The following is a 21,526-nucleotide window of genomic DNA, read 5'->3' on the forward strand; positions in this document are numbered from 1 at the left end:
GGGAAGACACCATGACAGACATGTTCACTCGGCAGCTTGCGGCCGCCGTTCTGCTCGCCACCGCATTCGGCGCATGGGTGCCGGCGCTCGCCCAGGACCAGGGGGAAATCAACCGCCAACTGCTCGCGGCCGCGAAGGACGACGATCAGCGGTCGGTCGTCGCGGCGCTGCAGCGCGGCGCGTCGGTCGATGCGATGAACCGGATCGGCGACACCGCGCTCGTCACCGCGTGCAAGAAGGGCGATACGGCGATGGCGCGCACGCTGATCGAGCGCGGCGCGAACGTGCAGCATGCGAACGCGCCGGGCGATACACCGCTGATGGCCGCTGCCTACGGCGGCTTCGACGAGATCGTCGCGCTGCTGCTCGCGCATGGCGCCGAGCCGCTCGCGACCGATCGCGTCGGCAAGACCGCGATGGAATACGCAGCGGGCCAGGGGCAAACGAAGGTCGTCGGTCAGTTGCTCGATGCGGGCGTCGACGTGAACCGGACCTACAAGAACGAACTGACCGCGCTGATGTGGGCGGCGGGATACGATCGCGCGGAGACCGCCCAACTGTTGCTCGCGCGCGGCGCGAACCGGTCGTTGAAGGACAATCGCGGGATGACGGCGAAAGATATCGCGGTGCAGACGAAGTCGGAGCGCGTCGCGGGGTTGTTGTCGGCGGGTTAGCGACTCGAATCACGCACGCAATGCCGGCCGCGCTTGCGCCAGAATCGCCGGCAATGCCTCGAACGAATCGATCAGCGCGTCGCAGCGCGGCAGGTCGGTGCCGCTCGCGCTGCCATAGCCGTAGCTGACGATGAAGACCGGCAGACCGGCCGCGCGCGCCGCCGCGACATCGACCGATGAATCGCCGACCAGCACGCAACGTTCGGGCTCGACGTCGAGCAGCCGGCACGCGTGCCAAAGCGGCTCGGGCGACGGCTTCATGCTCGCCACGGTGTCGCCCGCGACCAGCCCGTCCAGATAAGCGGCAAGCCCCGTTTTGTCGAGCAGCGCCGCCGCCAGCGCCTGCGGCTTGTTGGTCACGCACGCGCAGCGGTACCCGTGCTGCTGCAACGCGCGCAGCCCGGCCATCACGCCAGGAAAAGCCCGACCCAGCGCCGCGTTGGTCACCGCGTAGTGCCGCTCGAACACGGCCTGCGCGTGCTCCAGTTCGACGTGCTCGCCGAGGCCCGCCGCATCCAGCGAGCGTTGCACGAGCTTGCGCACGCCGTTGCCGATGAAGCCGGTCACCCTGTCATAAGGCAGCGGCGTGGCGCCGAAGTCCGTCAGCATCAGGCCGGCAGCCGCGACGATGTCCGGCGCGGTATCGACCATCGTACCGTCGAGATCGATCAGGACAGCGTGGTAGTCGCGGTTCATTGCCGTGACGCGCTCGCGTTCGCCTGGTCCGCGTTCAGTGCGCCGTGCGCAGCCGAATCGGGACGACGCGTGGCGTCTTGATGCCAACGGCGCAGTGTCGCCAGATCCACCCAGCGATGCCATTCGCCGCGCACCATCGCAACGATCGGCGCGTGCGGATCGCCGAGATGAGGCAGCACGGCCAGCGCGCCATCGAAGTCCTCGCGCGCGGTAAAAGCGCTCGGCGTGACGATGACGGGCACGCGCGCGGCGCGCGCCGCCAGCAGGCCGTTGCGCGAGTCCTCGAAGGCGAGACAGGCCGCGGGCTGCAAGCCGAGCTGTTCGAGCACGTGGCGATAGACGTCGGGGGCGGGCTTTTTTGCCGGCGTGGTGCCGGCGTCGCCGATCGCCGCGAAGCGATGGCGCCAACTGGCGCCGAAATGCGCCTGCAGCAGCGCGTCAAGGTTGGCGGGCGTCGTGGTCGTCGCAATCGCCACGCGTAGACCGGCCTCGTTCGCCTCGTCGATCAGACGCGCGATGCCGGGTCGTAGCGGCACGCCGCGCTCGCGCATGCGCTCGGTGTAGTGGCGCGTTTTCAGCGCGTGCAGCGCGTCGACGGCCTCTCGCGCTCGCGGGCCCCCGGCTTCCTCGCACTCGACCGTGCGCCAGTAATGCAGCAGACGCTCCTTGCCGCCCGCCACTTTCAGCAAGCTGGAATAGAGCGCTTCGTCCCAGAACCAGTCGAGGCCCGCTTCGGCGAACGCGGCGTTGAATGCGTGCAGATGAGCAGTCTCGGTGTCGGCGAGCGTGCCGTCGACGTCGAAGATGAGGGCTTGCATCGTGCGGTCCTCGCAAGGGTGGGGTGCCGTTCAGACACGCACCACGATAGCCGAGCCGTCCGCCGATTCAAATTCAGAGATTCTTTCGCCGCCGATAAGCGGGACTTTGTGTGCCGGCACGCACCGAACACGCACGCCGCGCCGCGTCATCTGCCCAACTGCGGATCGGTCACGAAGCCCAGCTTCGTCAGTCCGCCACGCTGCGCCGCCGACATCACGATCGCGACACGCTCGTACGGCACCTTGCGATCGGCGCGCAAATGCAGCTCCGGCTGCGGCGTCGCGAGGGCGGCTTGCGCGATGCGCGCGCGCAAGGCGTCGTCGGTCACGGGCTGACCGTCCCACAGCACCGTGCCGTCCGCCTGCACCGCGACGTCCACGTGCGCGGGCTTGAGCGCTTCCGGCTGACTGCTTGCGTGCGGCAGATCGATCCTGACCGCGTGTTGCAGCGCCGGAATGGTGACGAGAAAAATGATCAGCAGTACCAGCATCACGTCGACGAGCGGCGTCATGTTGATCTCGTTCATCAAACCTTGATCGTCGTCGTCGGAGAAAGGGCTCATTGCCATTCGAGGTCTCCGTCGCGGTTTGCGTTCGTCGCGTTGGTGCCGCGCGGCACCACGCGCATCTGCGGCCCGGCGCTCGACGGCAACTGCGAGCCGGTCACGAAGTACGCGTGCAAGCCGTGCGCGAAGCGCTTCAGGCGCGCGACGATCGAGCGGTTCGCGCGCGTCAGGCCGTTGTAGCCGAGCACGGCGGGAATCGCGACGAAGAGCCCGAACGCCGTCATGATCAGCGACTCGCCGACCGGGCCGGCGACATGATCGATCGAGGTCTGACCGGTCTCGCCGATCACGATCAGCGCATGGTAGATGCCCCACACGGTGCCGAACAGCCCGACGAAAGGCGCGGTGCTGCCGATCGACGCGAGAATCGCGAGGCCGCTTTGCAGGCGCGCGATCGTCTCGTCCATCGTGTCCTGCAGACGCCGGGTGATCCAGTCGGACACGTCGATGCGGTCGTGCAGATGCTGCTGCGTCTGCCGATGGTGCGTCGCGGCTTCATGGCCCGCCAGCGCGAGCGCGAGCAGCGGATTGTCGTGCGCGCCCGATTCCGGATGGCCGAGGCTGCGCAGCCCGTCGTCGAAGCGGTCCGCGCTCCAGAAGCGCGCGTCGCTCCGGGTTGCGCGTCTGAGGCGGATCAGTTGCCACAGCTTCACGATGATCACCGTCCACGACAGCACCGACATGATCACGAGCACGCTCAGAATGCCGCGCGTGACGATATCACCTGAATCCCAGACGTTTGCGAGTCCGTAGTGTTGCATGGCGAGTTCCTTCGTTTGGTGTCCCTGGTCTGTTTGGCGGTGCGCTCACCCTGTCGCGTCACTCGGTCAGTCCGAACACGAACGACTGCGAGTACGCGGCGCGCACCGGCGTGCCGTTTTCGGTGTACGGCTGGCAGGCGCCCGCATGGACGGCGGCGAGCGCCGCGTCGTCGAGCCGCGCGGAGCCGCTGCTGGTTTGCAGTCGCGCCGTTTCGATATGCCCGCTCAGCCCGACGACGAAACGCACGATCGCTGTGCCATGCTCGCCGCGCCGCTTCGCGATGTCGGGATAGTCGGGCTTCGGAATCGAGCAGTCGACGTGCGACACGTTGCGCGGCTCGGTCGACGCGGGCACCGCCGGATGGACGGCGGAAGCCGATGCCGCCGACGGCGCGGCGGCTGTTGGCACGGCGGCTTGCGTGACGGGCTGCGCGGTGCTTTCGCGTGTCGGAGACGGTGTCGGCACAGGCTTTTCCACACTGCGCGGCACCTGCGCGCGAGGCTGCGGCGCCGGTTTGACGCGCACGGCGGGGTGCGTGACCGGCGGCGTTGGCGCCGTCGGAACGACAGCGGCGGGTGGGGGCGGCGCGGAAGGTGAAACAACCGGAGCGGGAGGCTCGGGGCTCAGCAGCGACGCGGTGATCGTGCGCGGCTCGACCGGACGCTCGACGATCCGGTTACGCGCGCTCAACGCGATGGCGAGCAGCACCAGATGCGCGGCGATCACGGCGCCCAGCACGATGGCCGCGCGACGGTAACCGGCCGCGGCATTCGTAGGGCTTCCTGGGTTCACCATGGCAACTTGCAGCATCATCGCCACCTCCGCGCTCATTGTCCCCCGCCGACCCCGCTTTTCAAACCCGCGCCGGCCGGCGCGAAGCAATTCGGGAAAATCTCCCGCCGATCCGCGTTGTCAAACAATCGCCCGGTGGGCTACCTTGAAACGATGACGCGAACCATCGCGGCGCCGCCATATCAACCCGGAGTACAACGATGCTGGAGACACGGATTTTCCCCCGACCACCACGCCGTTCCCTCGCGCTGGCCTGCGCGCTCGTGCTGGCCGCGAGCGCCGCGCATGCCGCGGCCGCGCCGCTCGCCTACGTGACGAGTGAGAAGGCCGGCGTCGGCGTGATAGATCTCGACCAGATGACGCTCACGCAGACCTTTCCGGTCGGCGCCGGTGGCCCGCGCGGCCTGAGCCTGAACGCAGACGGCACGCGTCTGCTGGTCGCCAACAAGAACACGAACGATCTCGCGGTGATCGACACCGCCACGGGCAAGGTGGTCCAGCGCGTGAAGATCGGCAAAAACCCTGAATATGTGCGGGTGCGCAACGGCTACGCATACGTGACCTACGAGCCCGGCGAGGACGGCGGGCCGCCGGGAGCCAAACCCGACGCGAAGGGGGACAATAAGCCCGCAGCGAACGCGGGCAACAAGCCCGGCGCGGACGACGACGACGCGAACAAGCCGCCCGCCGAAATCGCGATCATCGATATGAAAAACTGGCACGTGATCCGTTCGGTCACGAGCGGCCACGAAACCGAAGGCATCGAATTCTCGCGCGACGGCCAGATGATGCTGGTCACCAACGAAGGCGACGATACGGTGTCGATCTATCACACACGAACCGGCGCGCCGATCCGAACCGTGAAGCTCGCGGCGGGCGGGCGGCCGCGCGGCATCCGGCTGTCGCCTGACGGCAAGCATTATGTTGTCACGCTGGAGTCGCTCAGCAAGTTCGTCGTGATCGACGCGCACACGTTCGAGGTAGTCAAGACCGTCGACACCAAACTCGGGCCCTATGGCGTCGCGTTCGGTCCCAACGGTCAGCGGCTTTTCGTGGCCGCCGCGCGCGACAAGGTGGTGCAGGTGTTCGACGGCCACACGTACGAACATGTCGCCGATGTGCCGGTCGGCCAGCGCTGCTGGCATTTCAGCTTCACGCCGGACGGCTCGAAGCTGATGGTCGCGTGCGGTCGCTCCGACGCGGTCTACGTGCTCGACGCGAAGAGCTATCAGCCGCTCAAGCAGATCGGCGAGCTGCCGCTCGCGTGGGGCATCGTCACGTATCCGCACAGCGACGGCTCGATCGAATCGTATTGAGCGAAGCGGGCGAATGAGCTGTTATCGGGTCCTGCCATACCAGCACGTTCGCGCGCGGCACCGCCGCCGCGAGTGCCCGGTCGATGAACCAGAAGGTCACCGTCCCGCTAAAAATTTCCATGTCACTTGACGTTCAGATGAGATTCGTCGCATCCGCAAGCGATGCAACGAGCTCGTTCAAGAAGAAGGACTCCCTAAGTCGGCAACCTATATAAGAGAGCAGGCGAGCCGCGGCGCAACCGACTACCTTTTGATGAGCCGCCTGACGGCGAGTCGGACAGAATGCGGGAGCCTGGAAAAAGCCCCGCGGGAGAGGCGATACAAAACATATCTCGTCATCACGCGGATAATCTTCTTGTCGAGGGGCAAGGAGTTCAGCGTGGTTTTTGGAAAGACCTCATAGTCGGACGGTTGCCCAAAGCCCAAAAACATCGAGATCTGGTCATTCAACCGGGTGATGAATTCGGTGTTGACGATAATCGGCTCGGACCTTTGGATTTCGCTGTCTACCTGGAGGAAGACGCTTTTCCTGACGAAATTCTTGTTGTTGACGGGCCTCGCTCTGTGTATGCCGTATGTATTGTAGATCAGCAAGGAGCCACTGGGCATCTTGAAGCTTCTGATCGCGGACTCGTAGTTCGCTTCGATAAACTCGTCGGTATAGTCGCTATATGCCTTTTCGCCCGACCAAAGGTGAGAGCCTTCGATATATTGAAACTCGCCATCCTCGACATCCGAGACATAAAAAATAAAGATGATTCCAGGAATATGAGCGAATGCTTTGTCAGTCTTGTTGTCGGTGTGCCACTGCATATGGTGTCCACCATATGTTTCATAATAACGCAGCGCTTTCAGCCGGAATTCGTTGCCCAGATATCGCTCGCAGATTTTGAGCACTAACGACGAGGTGGCAAAGTTGTAGAAGGTCTTCGAAACTGCGAGAAGATTGGTCAGGTAGTACTGTTTCTCGGAGTAGACGCCGCTGATGGAGTTTTCATTCAGCCCAATTCTCGTTTGTGTCGCGTCGCGCTCGATGGTTTTCAGCGTGTATTGCGATATCGCCGAGGGGAAGGCGTAATATCCATTTACATTTAGATCGCTGACGATCTGATCGATGTCGACAGAGAGAAACTCACTGCAAAATAATGCTGCTTCATTTTGCTTGTCACCGGCCCGGACACGACGTGAGCTTGCCGGTGTCTCGTCGACGCTGATTTCAAGGCTGCAGCCCGAATCGTCAATATTGAGGGGCGCGCCTGCCATTGCTTTCTCCTATGGTTTTTCGACCTCTCACTGCCCGTTTGTCGAATCGAAATGGACAAATGGATGTTAGTTGCAGGGACGTCGTCGAAATCGCGGAGTCGGAAGACGACAAGATTTTGGCCAGCCGAGACCCGAGGCTGCGCCAGTTAGCGAAAAGATCACGAGCCGTGATCTCTGATCGTCTCCCGTTTGTGTGACGAGAACCGCGCCTGGCGCCGCGAAGCCGAAACCGGAGCTGCGGCAGCTGAAGAGGCACCGGCGCCTCTGTTTCATTTGCAACACTCGCGCCGCTCATGAGACGTTCATTGTGTTGCATCGACCGGTTGGATCCGCCGAGCGGAGCCGACTTTCGAATGTCCCAGCTATGGTGCGGGCGAATGACGCTTCATGGCCGCACTGAGACCGACGATCTGACATCGTCTGTCCGACCAGGTCCTACTTTCTACGCAGTAGTACCGTACGAGCCATCTGCCGCCACAGCCCGTCCCTGCTGATCAAGGATCGTTCAATCAGTGCCGTATTGAGGTGACCGTGGCCCGTAAAGCAGCCCGTTCGGCGGGCCGGCATGCAGAAGCCGATAGCTCGTCACTCCGGCAATATCGTGCCCCCTGTCCGTCAGCGAATTCGCAACCTGCTTGATCGCTGCCATGACCAGCATGCCGATCAGGCCACCGCCAGCATTGTTGTTGCCCTCATTGCTGTTGGCGCTCGCACTACCCTGCCATAGCACGTCACCGGTCTTGAGATCGACCAGCCTGGCGGACGCCGTTACTACTGTTGCACTGTCGACGACGTGGTACACGGTGCCGTACTGTGTGATCTTCGAATACAGCGCGGCGTCAGCACCGAAGATCTCCCGAAGCTTCGCGGGGGAGGTTGCCTGAATATCGGCCGGGACGGTCAGGCCGTTCTGGCGGAATGTCTCATCCATCACCGCCACTGGCACCACGTAGTAACCCGATTCGGCGAGTGGCATCGTCATCTGCGAAAGCATGCTGTTCGTCGCCTGCACGTCGGTCGTCTCGTTTTCGGGCGGTAGAACGAGGATTGAGTGCGGCCGGCTGTTCCTGAAAGCGGTGTAATCGGCATGCTTGACGGGTTGCGCACACGCAGCTAACAACGCGAACGTCGAGAGGGCAAACCAAAGTCTGAAAGAAAGGAATCTGGACATGACGGCTCGCTTAAGGCTGTTTCGTTTTATGTTTCATCAGGAAGTCCATGTAGGTCGAGGACTCCGGAAACAGTTGCTTCTCGGACTCGAACTCCTGCATGGCCTGGGTATCGTTCCCGACACTCGCGTACAGCATGCCCAGTTGCGCATGAAATCCCGGCGGCGGCGTGTGCCCCTTGCCGCTGATGTCCTGGAGGGCCTTTTCCAGCGCATCGATCTGCTCCTGCGGAGCCTTTTCCCCCTTGAGATAGTCGTACACGGCCGGCTGGTAGCCGGTCCACTGGTAAAGCGGCTGGGGGCGGTTCGCCGCGCATCCCGTGAGGAGCATGGCTGTTGCCATTACTGGCAGACAGATTCCCCGCATCATGCGGCTATGTTTCATCGTGAATCGCGTCATCATATTTATGGCAGATGCGGTTGAAAGTGGATGGAACGCAATGGCCCGGCACACTTACTGTGCGGCCTTGAGCGTGCCTGCATCGACCTGCTCGACCAGGTGATTGACGGCCTCCTGGATCGCCAGATCGAGCACCTTGCCGTTCAGTGTCGAGTCGTAGCCGGCGGTTCCGCCAAAGCCGATGACTTCACGGTTCGAAAGGCTGAACTCGCCCGCTCCCTGGCTCGACGCCACGACTTCCGATCTCGTCGTGTCGACGACGTTCAGGCTGACCTTTGCGTAGGCCACCTGACTCTTGCCACGGCCGAGGATGCCAAATAGCTGCCGGTCGCCGACCTCCTTGCGACCGAACTCCGTTACGTCGCCGGTGATGACGAAGCGCGCCCCCTTGATCGATTGTGCTTTTTTGAGGAAGCCTGCTTCCTGGCGGATTTCGTCGAGGTTGTCGCGATCGAGCACATTGAAGCGCCCAGTCTGCTGGAGCGCCGTAATCAGGATGGTTTTGGACTGACCACCCAGACGGTCAACGCCGTCCGAGAAGATGCCGCGCATATAGCTCGACCGGTTGTCGAACTTGCCGACTGAAATGCCGATGGGTTGGCCCACTGCTGGCTTCTGCGCACTGGCGACGGGGGGCACCGGCAGCGAGCGCGACGACTCGGTTGCACATCCGCCCAGCGCCACCACAACGGCAACAGCAACGGCTCCAAGCCCATTCGTTTTCGATAACTTCATTTTGTTTTCCTCTTTGTTGAAACGCCGAAAACCGGGATAGCGTCGGCAGGGTGAATATCAAAATTGAGCGGTCAACTGGAAACCGAGCGTCACGCGCGCAGTGGGAAAATCTGACGGCTTGTAGATTGGCGTCCCGGCGAACAGGTCATAGGCGAGCGCGCCAGCCTTTGCTGATGCACTACCGCGCACACCGAGCACCACACCCGCCAGCTGTGTACCGGCGAGATAGACCGCGCTCGGGCCGAACACATGGCCGTAGTCGATACCTGCGTAAAGTGACTGTCCGGTCGATCCAACCGGTAGCTCCAACTCGTTGCGCCAGAAGAAACCACGTTCGGCCGCGAGCATCGTTTCGCCGTCGAAGCCGCGCACCGTGTAGCGGCTGCCGATGGTCAGGTCATCGATATAGTTCAGCGTGTTGTTCGTGAACTGCCCATGCACGCTCGTCACGTAGCGCAATGGCTGGCTTGCCACGACGACTTCGGCCCTGTTGCCCGCCACTTCGAGATAGCCGCGCAACTGGCTGGGCGAATTGCTGTTGACCTGGTTGAGAATGATCCGCGCGGACTGGCCTGGCGAAAGATTCGGGTTACCACTCACCTGTCCTGCGAGTTGCGTGTTCGTGATAACGGGCGAGTTGTTCAGGATCGCGCCGTTTTTCTGCACATCGAACTGCGAATACGTATTAACCGAAACACCCGCATTCGACGCCTTGTTGATATCGACCTGCGGCAGGCCATTGCGCGTCTGGATGACATTCGGCGCGTGCGCACCCGAGGGCACGATCTGCGCATCCGCGAGAACAGGTGCGAGTCCGCACAGCACCAGCGCGGCGAAAGCTGCGTGACGCATGGCGAACAGTGTGATCGGGCGCCGTGAGGCCGATGAATGGGTCTCGCCCTGACTTGCGTTGCCGTGGGCAATGGCGGTTTCCGCAACAGCGACGAGCATACTCCGGCACCGGCTGAAAACCAGCCTGAACATGTTCTTATTCATTCTGCGTAGCGTATTTCTTTAACCTGCCGAAAAATACCTCATACCACCGCTCGGGTAAGTTAAAAATTGTCAATGCAGTGCGAAGCAACAACAGAAATAAAAAACAGGAATTGTCTGATGGGCGCAAAGCGCCAATATGCGCAGACGAGATATGCAAACGACTAAACGTCTGCTTCTCGCCGTGTAATTGAAAAAGGCGCTATCAAGCCACCTTCATTGGAATGCCGACAGAACCGGTTAGTGGTTTGCCGTGGTAAAGCCAGGAGTCACAGGTCTGCCGTTTTTTTGACGTTTATTGTCAATGTTTGTCAAAACGTACCTATCCTAAATTAAAACTGTTGACTGTGATTCCTTTAGATGGTTAATTCGTCGGGTGTTTTCTGGAAAATCAGAAGAGGTCAAATGGAACAACAGAAACAGGACGGCACTGGGGACGAGGAAGAATGCCTGCTTTGCCGTATCACCTATTCGATCTACTCAAACTTTCCGCCAATGCCATCCGCAATGGCGCTGAACATCGAAACCGGCAAATGGTTTCCGTTCGATAGGCTGAAGTCGTATTCAAACGGTTACGAGATGGCCGTAGCCCTGGGCACCGCATGGGCGTGCGATTGTCGCGGGCGCTCACGACAAGCGGACGACGCGAGCATGGCAAGCTCGCTCTATGGCAGCAGCCCGCGCGTGCCGGAGAATCTCGGCAATGCTCAGTCGTTCGTCTATCAGCCCGACATGCCGGACGGCGACGCTGTGCAGCTCGCCGGCGCCGATGGTCGGCCCGGTAACAATCAGGCGCAGAACAAGCAATTTAAGGCGGTGGTCAAAGCACTTGGACTAAGCAAGAATCAAGCACGCCGCCTTCACTACGATATTCAGATGGACGATCTTGAGTATCACGGCATGATGGAGCGCGCCCTGGACCTGTTTGGAGACAAATTGGAATGATCGATACGAAAGAGCAGGTAGGACTTCACCTTTCCGCCTTGATCGGGCTTAACGTTAGCGGAGTGGCGCACGCGGCCGACATGCTTACGTTACAGTTCGGTCCGCTTCGGGAGGTAAAGACCGGCAGAGGAACCATCAAGTATCTGGGCGATTGGGCGCTCCATATTCAGTGCGACTGGCGCATCGAGCAGGGACACGTGATCGTTGCGTCTTATTCGGACTTCGCAGCGTCTGAAGAGAGAACGAGAGTGACAACGGAACGAATCCGTGATCTCCTTGTGACACATGGCCCAACGGCTGTTTTGAATATCGAGGCGGGCGAGAACGGTGATGCCGTCATTTTGCTGGCGAGAGATATGCGACTAGTCATTCTTGCGGATGCGATACCTGATGATGAGGACTGGCGCCTATTCCCCTCGAATCCCGACGCGAAGCATTTCGTGATCGAGGGTGGCAAGGTCGATCCCTGGTCCTTGTCGTAAGGAGAGACTGGACATTGAGCGTCCCCTCATTACCGGTATTCCTGGTAATCGTCAGGTGATGCTCGACATGGCAGAGGTATCGACATTGAATAAATTTTGGAGGTGCTTCTTGCTAGTCATGGCGCTTTGCAGCTTTCGGCCGATATTTGCCGATGAGGTGATCAACGATTCGAATTGCATGCAGTACCTGGGCGGTGGCGGATTTGGAGATTTTGATTGCTATGAGCATCATGCAAGATCCCTTGAAGTCGACAACAAGAAACTGGCGAATTCAATTAAATCCGCACGAGGCATCAAAGGCGCGAGCAAGGCTGAGCTCGATCGGTACATGCGCGCACAAGATGAATCGGCAAAGGCTTGCGATCTAGCCCCTAAACTAGCTTATGATTGGAATATTGAAGAACCGCCAAAAACACACGTGGATATGTACGATGTCACGGGAGCGCGTTGCCATTATTCAATTCGCAAGCAGCAAAACGAAATCCTGCGCGACCTCTATTCGATAAAAACGGGTTGAACGACCCGTTTCGGCAGGGCCATTTAAAGGCGGGTCACGCAGGCAAGCGGCACCACCACGACTGAGCATCGGCCACGTCGCTTATCAACTCGATCCCGCGAGCACGAAGTCGTTAGGCATCGAACGCCGGGCTTACGGGTGCCGCGACGAGGCGTACATATTCCTCAAAATCCGCGCCGCGTTCCCCGGCATTGCGCTCGTGACGAAGCCTCAGGCGGCGGAAGGAGCGAAGCCATGCGATCCGCCCCCGCCAAGCACCACTACTTCCACGCATACCTCATCCCCACCCAGAACCCCCTCGGCGCACCCGGCCCGACGAACTGCTCGTTGACCGGCGCCGTGCCGTTGAACGTATTGCCCGGTCCGGTAAAGAAGTTCTCCCCGAGCGCGCCGAAGCTCGCATAGCGCTTGTCGAGCAGGTTCGACACCGACGCGAACACCTGCAACTGTTTCGTCACCTGGTAGCTGGTGTCCATATCGATCAACAGATAGCCGGAGATCTTGCCGTTCACGTCCTGGTTGTTCTCGTCGCCCTGCGCGTAGATGCTGCCGCGCCACGTCAGATTCGTGCCGATTCGCCATTTCGCGGTGGCCGCGTAATCGAGCCGCAGCTTGACGGTCGTCGCCGGAATGCTCGGGATGTGATCGCCGGGATGCACGGTGATGTTGCCGTTCGCGTCGGCGCTCGAGTTGCTGGGGCTGCTTTCGACCCATGTCGACTGGTAGGTCGCATTGACGTAGCTATAGCTGCCGGTCACCGTGAACGGACCGTACTTCGTCTGCCCAGCCAGTTCGACGCCTTGCCGGCGCGTGCGCCCGACGTTCTGGAAAAACCCCTGCGAACTGCCCGCGCCGGTGCTGCTGATGAACTCGATGTCGTTGTCGAGCGTCGTGCTGTAGGCAGCCGCGCTCCATGTCGTGTTGCCGCCGATCCTGCCGCGCGCGCCGACTTCATAGGTCTTCGAAATGACCGGCTGCAACGACGGATCGGCGATGAAGTCGTTCGGCAGCGAACACGGCGCGTTCGGATCGGCGCAGGCCAGCTCGATCGCGGTCGGCGAGCGCATGCCCTCGTTGTAGGTCGCGTAGGCGGTGAGCGCCGGCGTCGGATTCCAGTTGATGCCGACCGCCGGATTGAAGCGCGAGAACGTATGGTGGCCGTCGAGCTGCGGCTGCGTGCCGGATTCGTCGCCGATCGTCGCATCGGCCCAGTTGTAGCGGCCCGACAGCGTCAGCGACCACTGCGGCGTCAGCGACAGCGTGTCGGTCAGGTAGATGCCGTAGTTCGTGTTGTGCGTGTTCGCGTTGGTCTGCTGTGCGAAATTCCCGATGCCGACTGTCGCGCGCGAATCGGTAAACGCCGCGTCCTGCGACGACTGCGTGAAGCGCGAGTCGGCGGCATCGACGGCCATGCCCGCGATGAACTGGTTCTGCATGCCGCCGAGCTTGCCGAGCAGCGTCAGTTGCAGGCTCGCGCCGTAGCTGTCGGTCGTCACGGTGGACTGTACGTTGGTCGCCTGCAACGTGTCGACGGTGCCGTCGGGATTGATCGTGCCGTAGTCGTTGTTGACGTTGCTGCTGGTGTTGGCATTGCGAAAGTGCCGGTAGTACGCGTTGCCGCTCAGCTCGACGTTGTCATTGAAGTAATGATCGCCCGACAGCGTCAGGTAGCCGGCGCTGTTCTGATTCTGATCGGGATACGTGTACGGTTGCCTGGGGTTACCGAGGAACGAGCGCGGAATGGTTTGCGCGCCGTGCAGATCGTTGTCCGCGCCGCCGGCCGATAACGACAGCGTCGTGTCGGCGTCGGTATAGCGCAGCTTGCCGAACGCCTGGCGGATGCGGCTCTCGTTCTGCTCGGCCCAGCCGTTGTCGTTCGCGGCGTTGGCGGTGAAGTAGTAGTCGAGGTTCTGGCCGATCGTGCCGCCCTGTTCGATCTGCGCGGCCTTGCGTCCCCACGAGCCGCCCTGTATTTCGGCCTCGCCGACCGGGTTGTCCTTGCCGTTTTTCGTCGTGATCGACAGCGCGCCGCCGAGCGTATTGAAGCCGAAAGTCGGATTGGAGCCGGGGATCAGCTGCATCGTGTCGATCGCCTGTTGCGGCAGCAGGTCCCAGTTCACGACGTCGCCGAACGGTTCGTTCACGCGCACGCCGTCGACGAATACCGACAAACCTTGCGGCGTGCCCAGCAGCGGTGACGCGGTGAAGCCGCGATAGAACAGGTTCATCTGATACGGGTTGCCCTGCGCGTCGGAGATCGTGACGCTAGGCAGATTCGCCGCGAGGTAGTCGCTGAGTGTCTGGCGGCCCTGCCGTTGGATGTCGGCCGCGTTGACCGTCTGCACGTTGGCCGGCACCAGCGTGAGCGGTGTGCCGATGCCGAGTAGCGGCGTGGTGCCTACGACGACGATCGGCGCGAGGGTCGTGGTGGGTGTCGTGTTGCTGTTGGCGTTGCCGTCGGCTGCGCCGGAAGAGGCAGCGGAAGACGCCGAGGCCGGCGCCGACGCCGACGCCGCGACTGGCGGCTCCGCCTGCGCCCATACGCTCGTGGACAGACCGGCGAGCGCGCCGCCGACGCAGAAGGTGATGCCGGCACGCCGCTGAAGCCGGCGTTTGCGGCGTGCTTGTGATCGCATGCTCATCGTTATTGTCTCCTGCCGGCTTGATTTGTACGCGTGTCGCGCGTTGTTTGACCTTGGTGTAAAGCTTCGCATACGCGTCTGTAAGACGCGCGGGAGCTTTTCCCGATCTGCCGGGGAAGCGTTCCCAAACTCGCGCAAAACCCGCTGCGCGTGCCGGCGCTGAGTAGAATGCAAGCGTCATGTCAAGCGAACCGATCCATTCCTCTTCCGCTGACCGAGCGCCGCCATCGTCGCCGATATGGCGCGACCTCGGCTGGGTCGTCGCCGTGACCGTGCTCGCGGCGGTGCTCGGCGCCGCCTTCGATCTCAGCGAGAAGGTCTACCGGTTCACGCGTGGCATGGAGCGCTTCCAGCTCGACGAGTTGCCGGGCGCGCTGTTCGTGCTGTCGATCGCGCTCGCGTGGTTCGCGTGGCGCCGCTATCGCGATGCGCGCCGCGAACTGCGCCGTCGCCGCATGCTCGAGGAACAGGCCGAACGACTGCTCGCCGACAACCGGCGCCTTGCCAGTCAGGCGCTGCAGGCGCAGGAACTGGAGCGCCGCCATCTGGCGCGCGAGCTGCACGACGAGCTGGGTCAATACCTGAACGCGATCTCGCTCGACGCGGCGCGCATCCGCGATCTATCGGGCGAGCGCGAGCCGGAAATTCATCGCATCGCGCTCGGGCTGATGCAGAGCGCGACGCATGTGTACCGCGAGATCGGCGGCATGATCCGCCGCCTGCGGCCGATCGGTCTCGACGAATTCGGCTTGCCGAGCGCGCTCGAACATTGCGTCGACGGCTGGCGCGAGCGCTTGCCCGAAGCATCGTTCTCGATGACGATCGAAGGGGATTTCAGCGGCCTCAGCGATGCGTTGACGATCACGCTGTACCGGCTCGTGCAGGAAGGACTGACGAACGTGTCGAAGTTCGCGCGCCGCGCGCGCGTCGAACTGTTCATGGTGCGCGCGCCGCGCGAACACAACGGCACGCAGATCGACGAGATCGTCGTCACGATGGCCGACGACGGCCCCGGCACCGATCTGACGAAGCCGCGCAGCGGGCTCGGGCTGATCGGCATGCGCGAACGCGTCGAGGCGCTCGGCGGCGAATTTCACGTGGCGAGCGAGCCGCAGCGCGGTTTTCTGTTCTGCGCGCGCGTGCCCGCTCAGGCGGGGCTGGCCGAGCCCGTGAACTGAAGCCCGAGGCGGCTTGCCATCTGCGCAAGCTGTACGCCGTTGTCGGCGCCGAACTTCTGCCGGATCACCGATTGGTGGTTGGCCACCGTTTTCTGACTCAAGCCCAGCTTTTCGGCGATGCTCGGCAGCGTATAGCCCTGCACGAGCAGCCGCAGCACCTCGAACTCGCGCGCCGACAACTGACGCCCCGGCGGCCCTTCGTTGAACGCGGTGCGCAGCGCGAGCGCCTGCGAGATGTCCGGGCTCAGGTAGCGGGCACGCCGCGCAATCGAGCGCACCGCTTCGACCAGCACGTCGGGCGCGCTTGCCTTGGTCACGTAGCCGAGCGCGCCCGCGTCGAGCGCGCGCCGCACGAAGATCGATTCCTCGTGCACGCTGAAGATCAGCACGCGCGCGTCCGGTTCGCGCGCGAGCATGCGCCGCATCGCTTCGATGCCGCTTGCGCCCGGCAGCGCCACATCCATCACGACCACGTCGGGCCGCAGCGCGCAAAAACGCTGGTAGGCCTGCGCGGCGTCGCCCGCTTCGCCGCACACCTCGACGTCGGCATTCACTTCGAGCAGACGCCGGTAGCCTTCGCGCACGACCGCATGGTCGTCGACGAGCAGAACGGAGATGGTGTCGGCACTCATGATTGGACTCCGGGTGATGCCCGGTTATCGCCGCCGGCGTCGGGCTCGCGGGCAGCGGCCGCGAACTTGCGTGAGTTGGCGTCGTTGCGGAACAGGATCGGCTGTTCGCGGGCCGCTGCTGTCGCCCCGGTTTCGGATGCAGATCCCGATGCTGCACGCCGCACGATCTTGACCACGGTGTCGTGAAACGGCGACTTGTCGCAGACCGGGTCGGCGTTGGCCGCGTCGCCGGTCAGCAGGTAGGCCTGGCAGCGGCAGCCGCCGAGGTCGCGGTCCTTTTCATCGCAGCTGCGGCACGGCTCCTTCATCCATTGCAAACCCCGAAAGCGGTTGAACGCGTCGCTGTCGTACCAGATCTCGCGCAACGGCATGTCCTTCACGTTCGGCAGCGTCAGGCCGGGCAGGCCGCGCGCCGCGTGACACGGCAGCGCGGCGCCGTCGGGCGCGACGCCGAGGAACACCGCGCCCCAGCCGTTCATGCAGCGCTTCGGACGGCGCTCGAAGTAGTCGGGCACGACGAAGAAGATCTTGCAGCGCTCGCCATGCGTGCGGCGATAGCGCGCGACCACCGCTTCGGCTTCTTCGAGCTGCTGTTGCGTCGGCATCAGTTGCGCCTGGTTCTCGCGCGCCCAGCCGTAGAACTGCGTGTTCGCCAGCTCCAGATATTCGGCGCCTAGAGCCAATGCCATCTCGATGATCTTGTCGACATGCGGCAGGTTGTAGCGATGCAGCACGCAGTTCATCACCATCGGAAAGCCGTGCCGTTTGAGCGCGACGGCGACGCGCTGCTTCAGCTCGAAGGTGCGCGTGCTGCTCAGGAAGTCGTTCAACTGCTGCGTCGAATCCTGGAAGGACAGCTGGATGTGATCGAGCCCGGCGGCCTTCAGATCGCCGAGGCGCTGATCGGTGAGACCGACGCCCGACGTGATCAGGTTCGTATAGAAGCCGAGCCTGTGCGCTTCTTCGACGAGTACTTCGACGTCGTCGCGCACCAGCGGCTCGCCGCCCGAAAAGCCGAGCTGCACCGCGCCGAGCGCGCGCGCCTCGCGCAGCACGTCGAGCCATTGCCCGGTGGTCAGTTCGCGGTTGTGATCGGTGTAGTCGAGCGGGTTGTAGCAGAACGCGCAATGCAGCGGACAGCGATAGGTCAGCTCCGCGAGCAGCCACAGCGGCGGCGGCACGACGGCGGCCGCGTCGCTTTGCACTTGCGCGCCGGGTTGAGAGACAGGTTGAGAAAGATCGGTCATCGCGCTACTCCAGCCAGCCGCGCCCATGCGCGTCGGCGATGAAGGCCCGCACCTCGCTGCCGATGCCGGTCGTGTTGAACGCCTGTTCGAGGTCGGCGATCAGCGTATCGATGTCGCGTGTGCCGTCGCAGCGCTTGAGGATTTCTCCCGCGCTTTGATTGAGCTTCACCATGCCCTCGGGGTACAGCAGCACGTGCGCGTTCTGCGCGGGCTCCCATTGCAGGCGGAATGGCTTAGCGATCGCGAGCGGCGTGGCGGGGTCGGCGCGTGTCGAGTCGTTCATTGCGGAAATGCCTTCTCGATCGCGTCGAGCATGGTCCACAGAATGTCGAGCTTGAACTGCAGGATGTCGAGCGCCCGTTCCTGCTGATCGCGTCGCGTGAAATGGGCAAGCGTGACCTCGAGTCCGTGCTGCACATCGCGCTGCGCGAGTGAGATGCGCGAACGGAAATACGCGAGGCCCTCCGCTTCGATCCACGGATAGTGCTCGGGCCAGCTCGCGAGCCGGTCGCGATGCACCTGCGGCGCGAACATTTCGGTCAGCGACGAGCACACCGCTTCCTGCCACGGCGCGCGGCGCGCGAAATTCACATACGCGTCGACGGCGAAGCGCACGCCCGGCGTCACGTGTTCGAGCGACCACAGTTCGTCGCGCGTAAGGCCGACCGCATCCGCGAGACGCGCCCAGGCTTCAATGCCGCCTTCCGCGCCGTCGTAGCCGTCGTGATCGAGGATGCGCAGCACCCAGCGGCGGCGCGTCTCGCGGTCCGGACAGTTCGACAGCACGGCCGCATCCTTCAGCGGAATGTTGATCTGGTAGTAGAAGCGGTTCGCGACCCAGCCGCGAATCTGCTCGCGCGAGCAGCCGCCGCTATTCATCTTCACGTTGAACGGATGGTGGATGTGATAGGCGGTGCCCTTCGCGCGCAACTGCGCCTCGAATTCTTCACGGCTCCAGGCGGGTCGGTCGATGCCTTGAGTTCCCGTGGTACTCGCGTCGCGTGTTGGTGTCGTATCCTGAATGTCTTTCGCGTTCATGCCGTCTCCGTTTTATCGTCGTTCACAGCCGCGCCTCGTTAGCGCATCGCTGCGTACTCTTCACCGCGCGCTTCAAAGCTCGAAGCTCATTGCGTCGTACGCGACCTCGATGCCATGCTCGCCCAGCATGCGCCGCTCGGGGCCGTCTTCGATCAGGATCGGATTCGTGTTGTTGATATGGATCAGCACTTTGCGTTTCGCGCCGAGCGAATCGAGTGTTTCGATCATGCCGCCCGCGCCGCTCTGCGGCAGATGGCCCATATCCGCCGAGGTCTTCTTCGACAGGCCGAGGCGGATCATTTCGTCGCCGGTCCACAGCGTGCCGTCGACGAGTAGCAGATCGGCCTCGCGCATCGCCGCCAGCACGTGCGGCTCGATCGCGCCGAGCCCCGGCGCGTAGAACACGCGCCGGCCCGATTGCAGGTTCGTCAGCACGAGACCGATGTTGTCGCCGCGCTCCGGCGCATCGCGATGCGGCGAGTACGGCGGCGCCTTGCTCGACAGCGGCAGCGCCTCGATGCGGATGCCGGGCAGCGCGTCGACGGCGAGCGGCGCGCCGTCGAGCGCGATACGGCGGTGCTCGACTCCGCAGTAGTGCGACAGGATCGGCGCGACCGGAAAGCCGGAGCGGAGGTCTTGCCAGACCGCATCGGTCGCGTATAGCGGCAGCGGGGTGTCGCGTTCGCGCAGCATCAAGAGGCCGGTCACGTGGTCGATCTGCGCGTCGATCACGAGCACCGCGGCGATGCCGCTGTCGCGCGCGCGCCGCGCGGGTTGAAGTTCGGGATGCGCGGCGATCTGCGCGAGCAGATCGGGCGATGCATTGACGAGCAGCCAGTCCTCGCCATTCGCGCTGACCGCGATCGACGACTGCGTGCGGCGCGTCGCCTTCACCGTGCCGCGACGCACTCCGTCGCAATTGCGGCAATTGCAGTTCCACTGCGGAAAGCCGCCCCCGGCCGACGAGCCGAGTACCTTGATCTTCATGCCGCGCGACGCATGCTGCTGCGCCCCTCTTCGACGGTGGGCGTGAACATCGCGGTGAGCGCCTGCGCGACGCATGCATGCAACGCGGGGTGGCTCGCCAGATGACCCGCCGCGCTGACAGACTCGACGCGCGCCGACGGAACCGCGCGCGACAGACGTCGCAGATTGCCGCGCGGACACACCGGATCGCGCGCACCATGCACGGCCGCAATCGATACCCCGGCCGCCGCTGCGCGGCGCGCGAGCGACAGCAAACGCGTCTCGCCGAGCCAGCAGCGATGCGCGAGGTAGTGCGCCTGAATCCGGTATTTGCCGATCAGCTTGCGCGCGTGGCGTTGGGGTTCGCGTGGGTTTCGCAGGTTCGCACGTCGTTGTGCGGCGCCTCGCGGCGATGCGCTCGCGAGCACCGCGTTTTCATAGCCGCGCCAGGCCAGCGCGAGCGCGCGTTGCCGCGCTTCATTCGCGCCGTATTGCAAGGTCTCGCCGCAACGCGCGGCCAGTGTCGCGGGCTGCTCGCAGCGAGCAGCGGCACGCAGTCTCGACCACGCACGCGGCGCGCGCTTGCGTGAGCCGATGAACAAACCGCGCACTTCGCGCGCGGACGTCAGGAACAGGCCGCGCAGCACGACGCCCGTCACCGACCGCGGACACTGCCCCGCATACGCGAGCGCGAGCGCCGCGCCCCACGATCCGCCGAGCACGCCCCAGCGCGCGAAGCCGAGCCGCGCGCGAATCGCTTCGAGATCGGCGATCAGATAGTCGGTGCGGTTGTGGCGCACGCTGCCGTGCGGCGTCGAGGCACCGGTGCCGCGCTGGTCGATCAGAACGACGCGAAAGCGCTGCAGATCGAACAGCCTCAGCACGCCGGGCTGACTGCCGCTGCCTGGGCCGCCGTGCAGCACCGCGACCGGCACGCCGTCGCGCGCGCCGGCCAGCGCATACCACACGCGATGGCCATCGCGCGTGCGCAGCGTATGGACTTCGAGCGCGGCGGCTGCCTGCGTGTGGCGCGATAAGCTTCGCATCGTCATGGCAGCATCCTCGCGAGCAGGTTGTCGCGATCGATCCACTGATGCTTGAACGCGCCCGCCACGTGCAGCACGATCAGCACGATCAGCGCGAAGCCGATGGCGTGGTGAAGGCCGAAGAACAGCGCGCGCAGATGCGCGTCGTCCCAGCCCCACTTCGGCAGCAGGATGCCCCAGAAGCGCGTGCCATAGGTGTTGAACGACGAGCCGAGATACCCGGCAAGCGGCATCGCCACCATGCCGACATATAAAAGACCCTGCGTAGTGCGCGCGGCGGCGCGTTGCCACGGTGGCATCGGCGGCAGCGGAGGCCGGTGAAGGACCAGCCGCGCGACGATGCGCAAAAGCACCAGCAGGAAAACCGTCAGTCCGAGCGACTTGTGCAGATTGATCAGCGTCGCCTTGACAGGCAAGCCCTTCGGCAATCCGACCATATAAAGCCCGAGTGCGAGCAGCCCGACGATCCCGAGCGCGATCAGCCAGTGCAGCGCGATCAGCAGCCCGGCATAGCGCGGGCCGCCGGCGCTGGCATTTGCGTTGACGTCGATATCAGGCTTCGCGTTTGCAGAATCCGCTGTCCTCATGCCCTGTCTCCATGCAACATCGTTGCGGGACGTTTCTTTTTTGCCGAACACCGTTTCAGTCGC

24 protein-coding genes are annotated in these 21,526 nt (G+C 63.3%); 6 read left to right on the forward strand and 18 right to left on the reverse strand.

Annotated features, from left to right (window positions below):
• Positions 1 to 11 precede the first annotated feature (11 nt).
• A complete protein-coding gene (locus HWY30_RS11945) occupies positions 12 to 674 on the forward strand; it encodes an ankyrin repeat domain-containing protein (RefSeq protein ID WP_090809003.1) in 663 nt (220 codons plus the stop codon).
• Between the two features lie 9 nt (positions 675 to 683).
• Here HWY30_RS11945 and gph read toward each other — a convergent pair whose 3' ends face one another.
• The 5 genes from gph to HWY30_RS11970 all read right to left on the reverse strand — a co-directional run bounded on the left by gph (position 684) and on the right by HWY30_RS11970 (position 4,329).
• A complete protein-coding gene (gph, locus tag HWY30_RS11950; RefSeq protein WP_090809005.1) occupies positions 684 to 1,370 on the reverse strand; it encodes a phosphoglycolate phosphatase in 687 nt (228 codons plus the stop codon).
• Positions 1,367 to 2,188 carry an HAD family hydrolase gene (locus HWY30_RS11955; protein WP_090809007.1) on the reverse strand — a complete coding sequence of 274 codons (822 nt, stop codon included), beginning with the start codon at positions 2,186 to 2,188 and terminating at the stop codon, positions 1,367 to 1,369. Before HWY30_RS11955 ends, gph begins: the two co-directional genes overlap by 4 nt.
• Before the next feature lie 146 nt (positions 2,189 to 2,334).
• The gene (locus tag HWY30_RS11960) at positions 2,335 to 2,757 is read right to left on the reverse strand and encodes an ExbD/TolR family protein (protein WP_090809009.1); all 423 of its coding nucleotides are present in this window, start codon (positions 2,755 to 2,757) and stop codon (positions 2,335 to 2,337) included.
• On the reverse strand, positions 2,748 to 3,515 hold the full coding sequence (locus HWY30_RS11965; RefSeq protein WP_090809011.1) for a MotA/TolQ/ExbB proton channel family protein: 768 nt from the start codon (positions 3,513 to 3,515) through the stop codon (positions 2,748 to 2,750). The genes HWY30_RS11960 and HWY30_RS11965 overlap by 10 nt, the downstream gene beginning before the upstream one ends.
• A 58-nt stretch (positions 3,516 to 3,573) precedes the next feature.
• Positions 3,574 to 4,329 carry a TonB family protein gene (locus HWY30_RS11970; protein ID WP_244144884.1) on the reverse strand — a complete coding sequence of 252 codons (756 nt, stop codon included), beginning with the start codon at positions 4,327 to 4,329 and terminating at the stop codon, positions 3,574 to 3,576.
• Positions 4,330 to 4,508: 179 nt separating this feature from the next.
• Here HWY30_RS11970 and HWY30_RS11975 point away from each other — a divergent pair, with 179 nt between their 5' ends.
• Entirely contained in the window at positions 4,509 to 5,624 is a 1,116-nt protein-coding gene (locus HWY30_RS11975; RefSeq protein ID WP_244144885.1) for a YVTN family beta-propeller repeat protein, read from the forward strand.
• Positions 5,625 to 5,867: 243 nt separating this feature from the next.
• On the opposite strand, the gene HWY30_RS11980 is transcribed toward HWY30_RS11975, so the two are convergent.
• The 5 genes from HWY30_RS11980 to HWY30_RS42460 all read right to left on the reverse strand — a co-directional run bounded on the left by HWY30_RS11980 (position 5,868) and on the right by HWY30_RS42460 (position 10,186).
• Positions 5,868 to 6,887 carry a phytanoyl-CoA dioxygenase family protein gene (locus HWY30_RS11980; RefSeq protein WP_090809017.1) on the reverse strand — a complete coding sequence of 340 codons (1,020 nt, stop codon included), beginning with the start codon at positions 6,885 to 6,887 and terminating at the stop codon, positions 5,868 to 5,870.
• A 505-nt stretch (positions 6,888 to 7,392) separates the two neighbouring features.
• Entirely contained in the window at positions 7,393 to 8,058 is a 666-nt protein-coding gene (locus HWY30_RS11985) for a DUF799 domain-containing protein (protein ID WP_090809019.1), read from the reverse strand.
• Positions 8,059 to 8,068: 10 nt separating this feature from the next.
• Positions 8,069 to 8,440: a DUF4810 domain-containing protein gene (locus tag HWY30_RS11990; RefSeq protein WP_244144886.1), complete on the reverse strand. Its 372-nt coding sequence runs from the start codon at positions 8,438 to 8,440 to the stop codon at positions 8,069 to 8,071.
• A 69-nt stretch (positions 8,441 to 8,509) separates the two neighbouring features.
• Positions 8,510 to 9,190, reverse strand: coding sequence for a CsgG/HfaB family protein (locus HWY30_RS11995; protein ID WP_090809021.1), 681 nt, complete (start codon positions 9,188 to 9,190; stop codon positions 8,510 to 8,512).
• A gap of 57 nt (positions 9,191 to 9,247) precedes the next feature.
• Entirely contained in the window at positions 9,248 to 10,186 is a 939-nt protein-coding gene (locus HWY30_RS42460) for a ShlB/FhaC/HecB family hemolysin secretion/activation protein (RefSeq protein WP_176078886.1), read from the reverse strand.
• A 402-nt stretch (positions 10,187 to 10,588) separates the two neighbouring features.
• On the opposite strand from HWY30_RS42460, the gene HWY30_RS42695 reads away from it, so the two are divergent.
• The 3 genes from HWY30_RS42695 (at position 10,589) to HWY30_RS12020 (ending at position 12,127) form a co-directional block, all read left to right on the forward strand.
• Positions 10,589 to 11,128, forward strand: a complete 540-nt coding sequence (locus HWY30_RS42695; protein WP_341809930.1) for a hypothetical protein — start codon at positions 10,589 to 10,591, stop codon at positions 11,126 to 11,128.
• Positions 11,125 to 11,610 carry a hypothetical protein gene (locus HWY30_RS12015; RefSeq protein ID WP_090809023.1) on the forward strand — a complete coding sequence of 162 codons (486 nt, stop codon included), beginning with the start codon at positions 11,125 to 11,127 and terminating at the stop codon, positions 11,608 to 11,610. Before HWY30_RS42695 ends, HWY30_RS12015 begins: the two co-directional genes overlap by 4 nt.
• A 109-nt stretch (positions 11,611 to 11,719) precedes the next feature.
• Positions 11,720 to 12,127: a hypothetical protein gene (locus HWY30_RS12020; RefSeq protein WP_143037255.1), complete on the forward strand. Its 408-nt coding sequence runs from the start codon at positions 11,720 to 11,722 to the stop codon at positions 12,125 to 12,127.
• Between the two features lie 260 nt (positions 12,128 to 12,387).
• On the opposite strand, the gene HWY30_RS12025 is transcribed toward HWY30_RS12020, so the two are convergent.
• Positions 12,388 to 14,769, reverse strand: a complete 2,382-nt coding sequence (locus tag HWY30_RS12025) for a TonB-dependent receptor (RefSeq protein ID WP_090809027.1) — start codon at positions 14,767 to 14,769, stop codon at positions 12,388 to 12,390.
• Positions 14,770 to 14,948: 179 nt separating this feature from the next.
• On the opposite strand from HWY30_RS12025, the gene HWY30_RS12030 reads away from it, so the two are divergent.
• Positions 14,949 to 15,947: a histidine kinase gene (locus HWY30_RS12030; RefSeq protein WP_090809029.1), complete on the forward strand. Its 999-nt coding sequence runs from the start codon at positions 14,949 to 14,951 to the stop codon at positions 15,945 to 15,947.
• Here the strand turns inward: HWY30_RS12030 and HWY30_RS12035 are convergent.
• The 7 genes from HWY30_RS12035 to HWY30_RS12065 form a co-directional block, all read right to left on the reverse strand.
• Entirely contained in the window at positions 15,917 to 16,579 is a 663-nt protein-coding gene (locus HWY30_RS12035; protein ID WP_090809031.1) for a response regulator, read from the reverse strand. The two genes, HWY30_RS12030 and HWY30_RS12035, sit on opposite strands and share 31 nt — an antisense overlap.
• Entirely contained in the window at positions 16,576 to 17,826 is a 1,251-nt protein-coding gene (gene pqqE, locus HWY30_RS12040) for a pyrroloquinoline quinone biosynthesis protein PqqE (protein WP_090810407.1), read from the reverse strand. The genes HWY30_RS12035 and pqqE overlap by 4 nt, the downstream gene beginning before the upstream one ends.
• Positions 17,827 to 17,830: 4 nt before the next feature.
• The gene (gene pqqD / locus HWY30_RS12045; protein ID WP_090809033.1) at positions 17,831 to 18,109 is read right to left on the reverse strand and encodes a pyrroloquinoline quinone biosynthesis peptide chaperone PqqD; all 279 of its coding nucleotides are present in this window, start codon (positions 18,107 to 18,109) and stop codon (positions 17,831 to 17,833) included.
• Positions 18,106 to 18,864: a pyrroloquinoline-quinone synthase PqqC gene (gene pqqC / locus HWY30_RS12050; RefSeq protein WP_090809035.1), complete on the reverse strand. Its 759-nt coding sequence runs from the start codon at positions 18,862 to 18,864 to the stop codon at positions 18,106 to 18,108. The genes pqqD and pqqC overlap by 4 nt, the downstream gene beginning before the upstream one ends.
• 72 nt (positions 18,865 to 18,936) lie before the next feature.
• A complete protein-coding gene (gene pqqB, locus HWY30_RS12055) occupies positions 18,937 to 19,851 on the reverse strand; it encodes a pyrroloquinoline quinone biosynthesis protein PqqB (RefSeq protein ID WP_090809037.1) in 915 nt (304 codons plus the stop codon).
• On the reverse strand, positions 19,848 to 20,882 hold the full coding sequence (locus tag HWY30_RS12060; RefSeq protein WP_090809039.1) for an alpha/beta fold hydrolase: 1,035 nt from the start codon (positions 20,880 to 20,882) through the stop codon (positions 19,848 to 19,850). Before HWY30_RS12060 ends, pqqB begins: the two co-directional genes overlap by 4 nt.
• On the reverse strand, positions 20,879 to 21,463 hold the full coding sequence (locus tag HWY30_RS12065) for a cytochrome b (protein WP_425199373.1): 585 nt from the start codon (positions 21,461 to 21,463) through the stop codon (positions 20,879 to 20,881). The genes HWY30_RS12060 and HWY30_RS12065 overlap by 4 nt, the downstream gene beginning before the upstream one ends.
• Between the last annotated feature and the right edge of the window lie 63 nt (positions 21,464 to 21,526).

It is taken from the genome of Paraburkholderia tuberum STM678, assembly GCF_902833905.1.
In the GTDB taxonomy this organism is placed as follows: domain Bacteria; phylum Pseudomonadota; class Gammaproteobacteria; order Burkholderiales; family Burkholderiaceae; genus Paraburkholderia; species Paraburkholderia tuberum.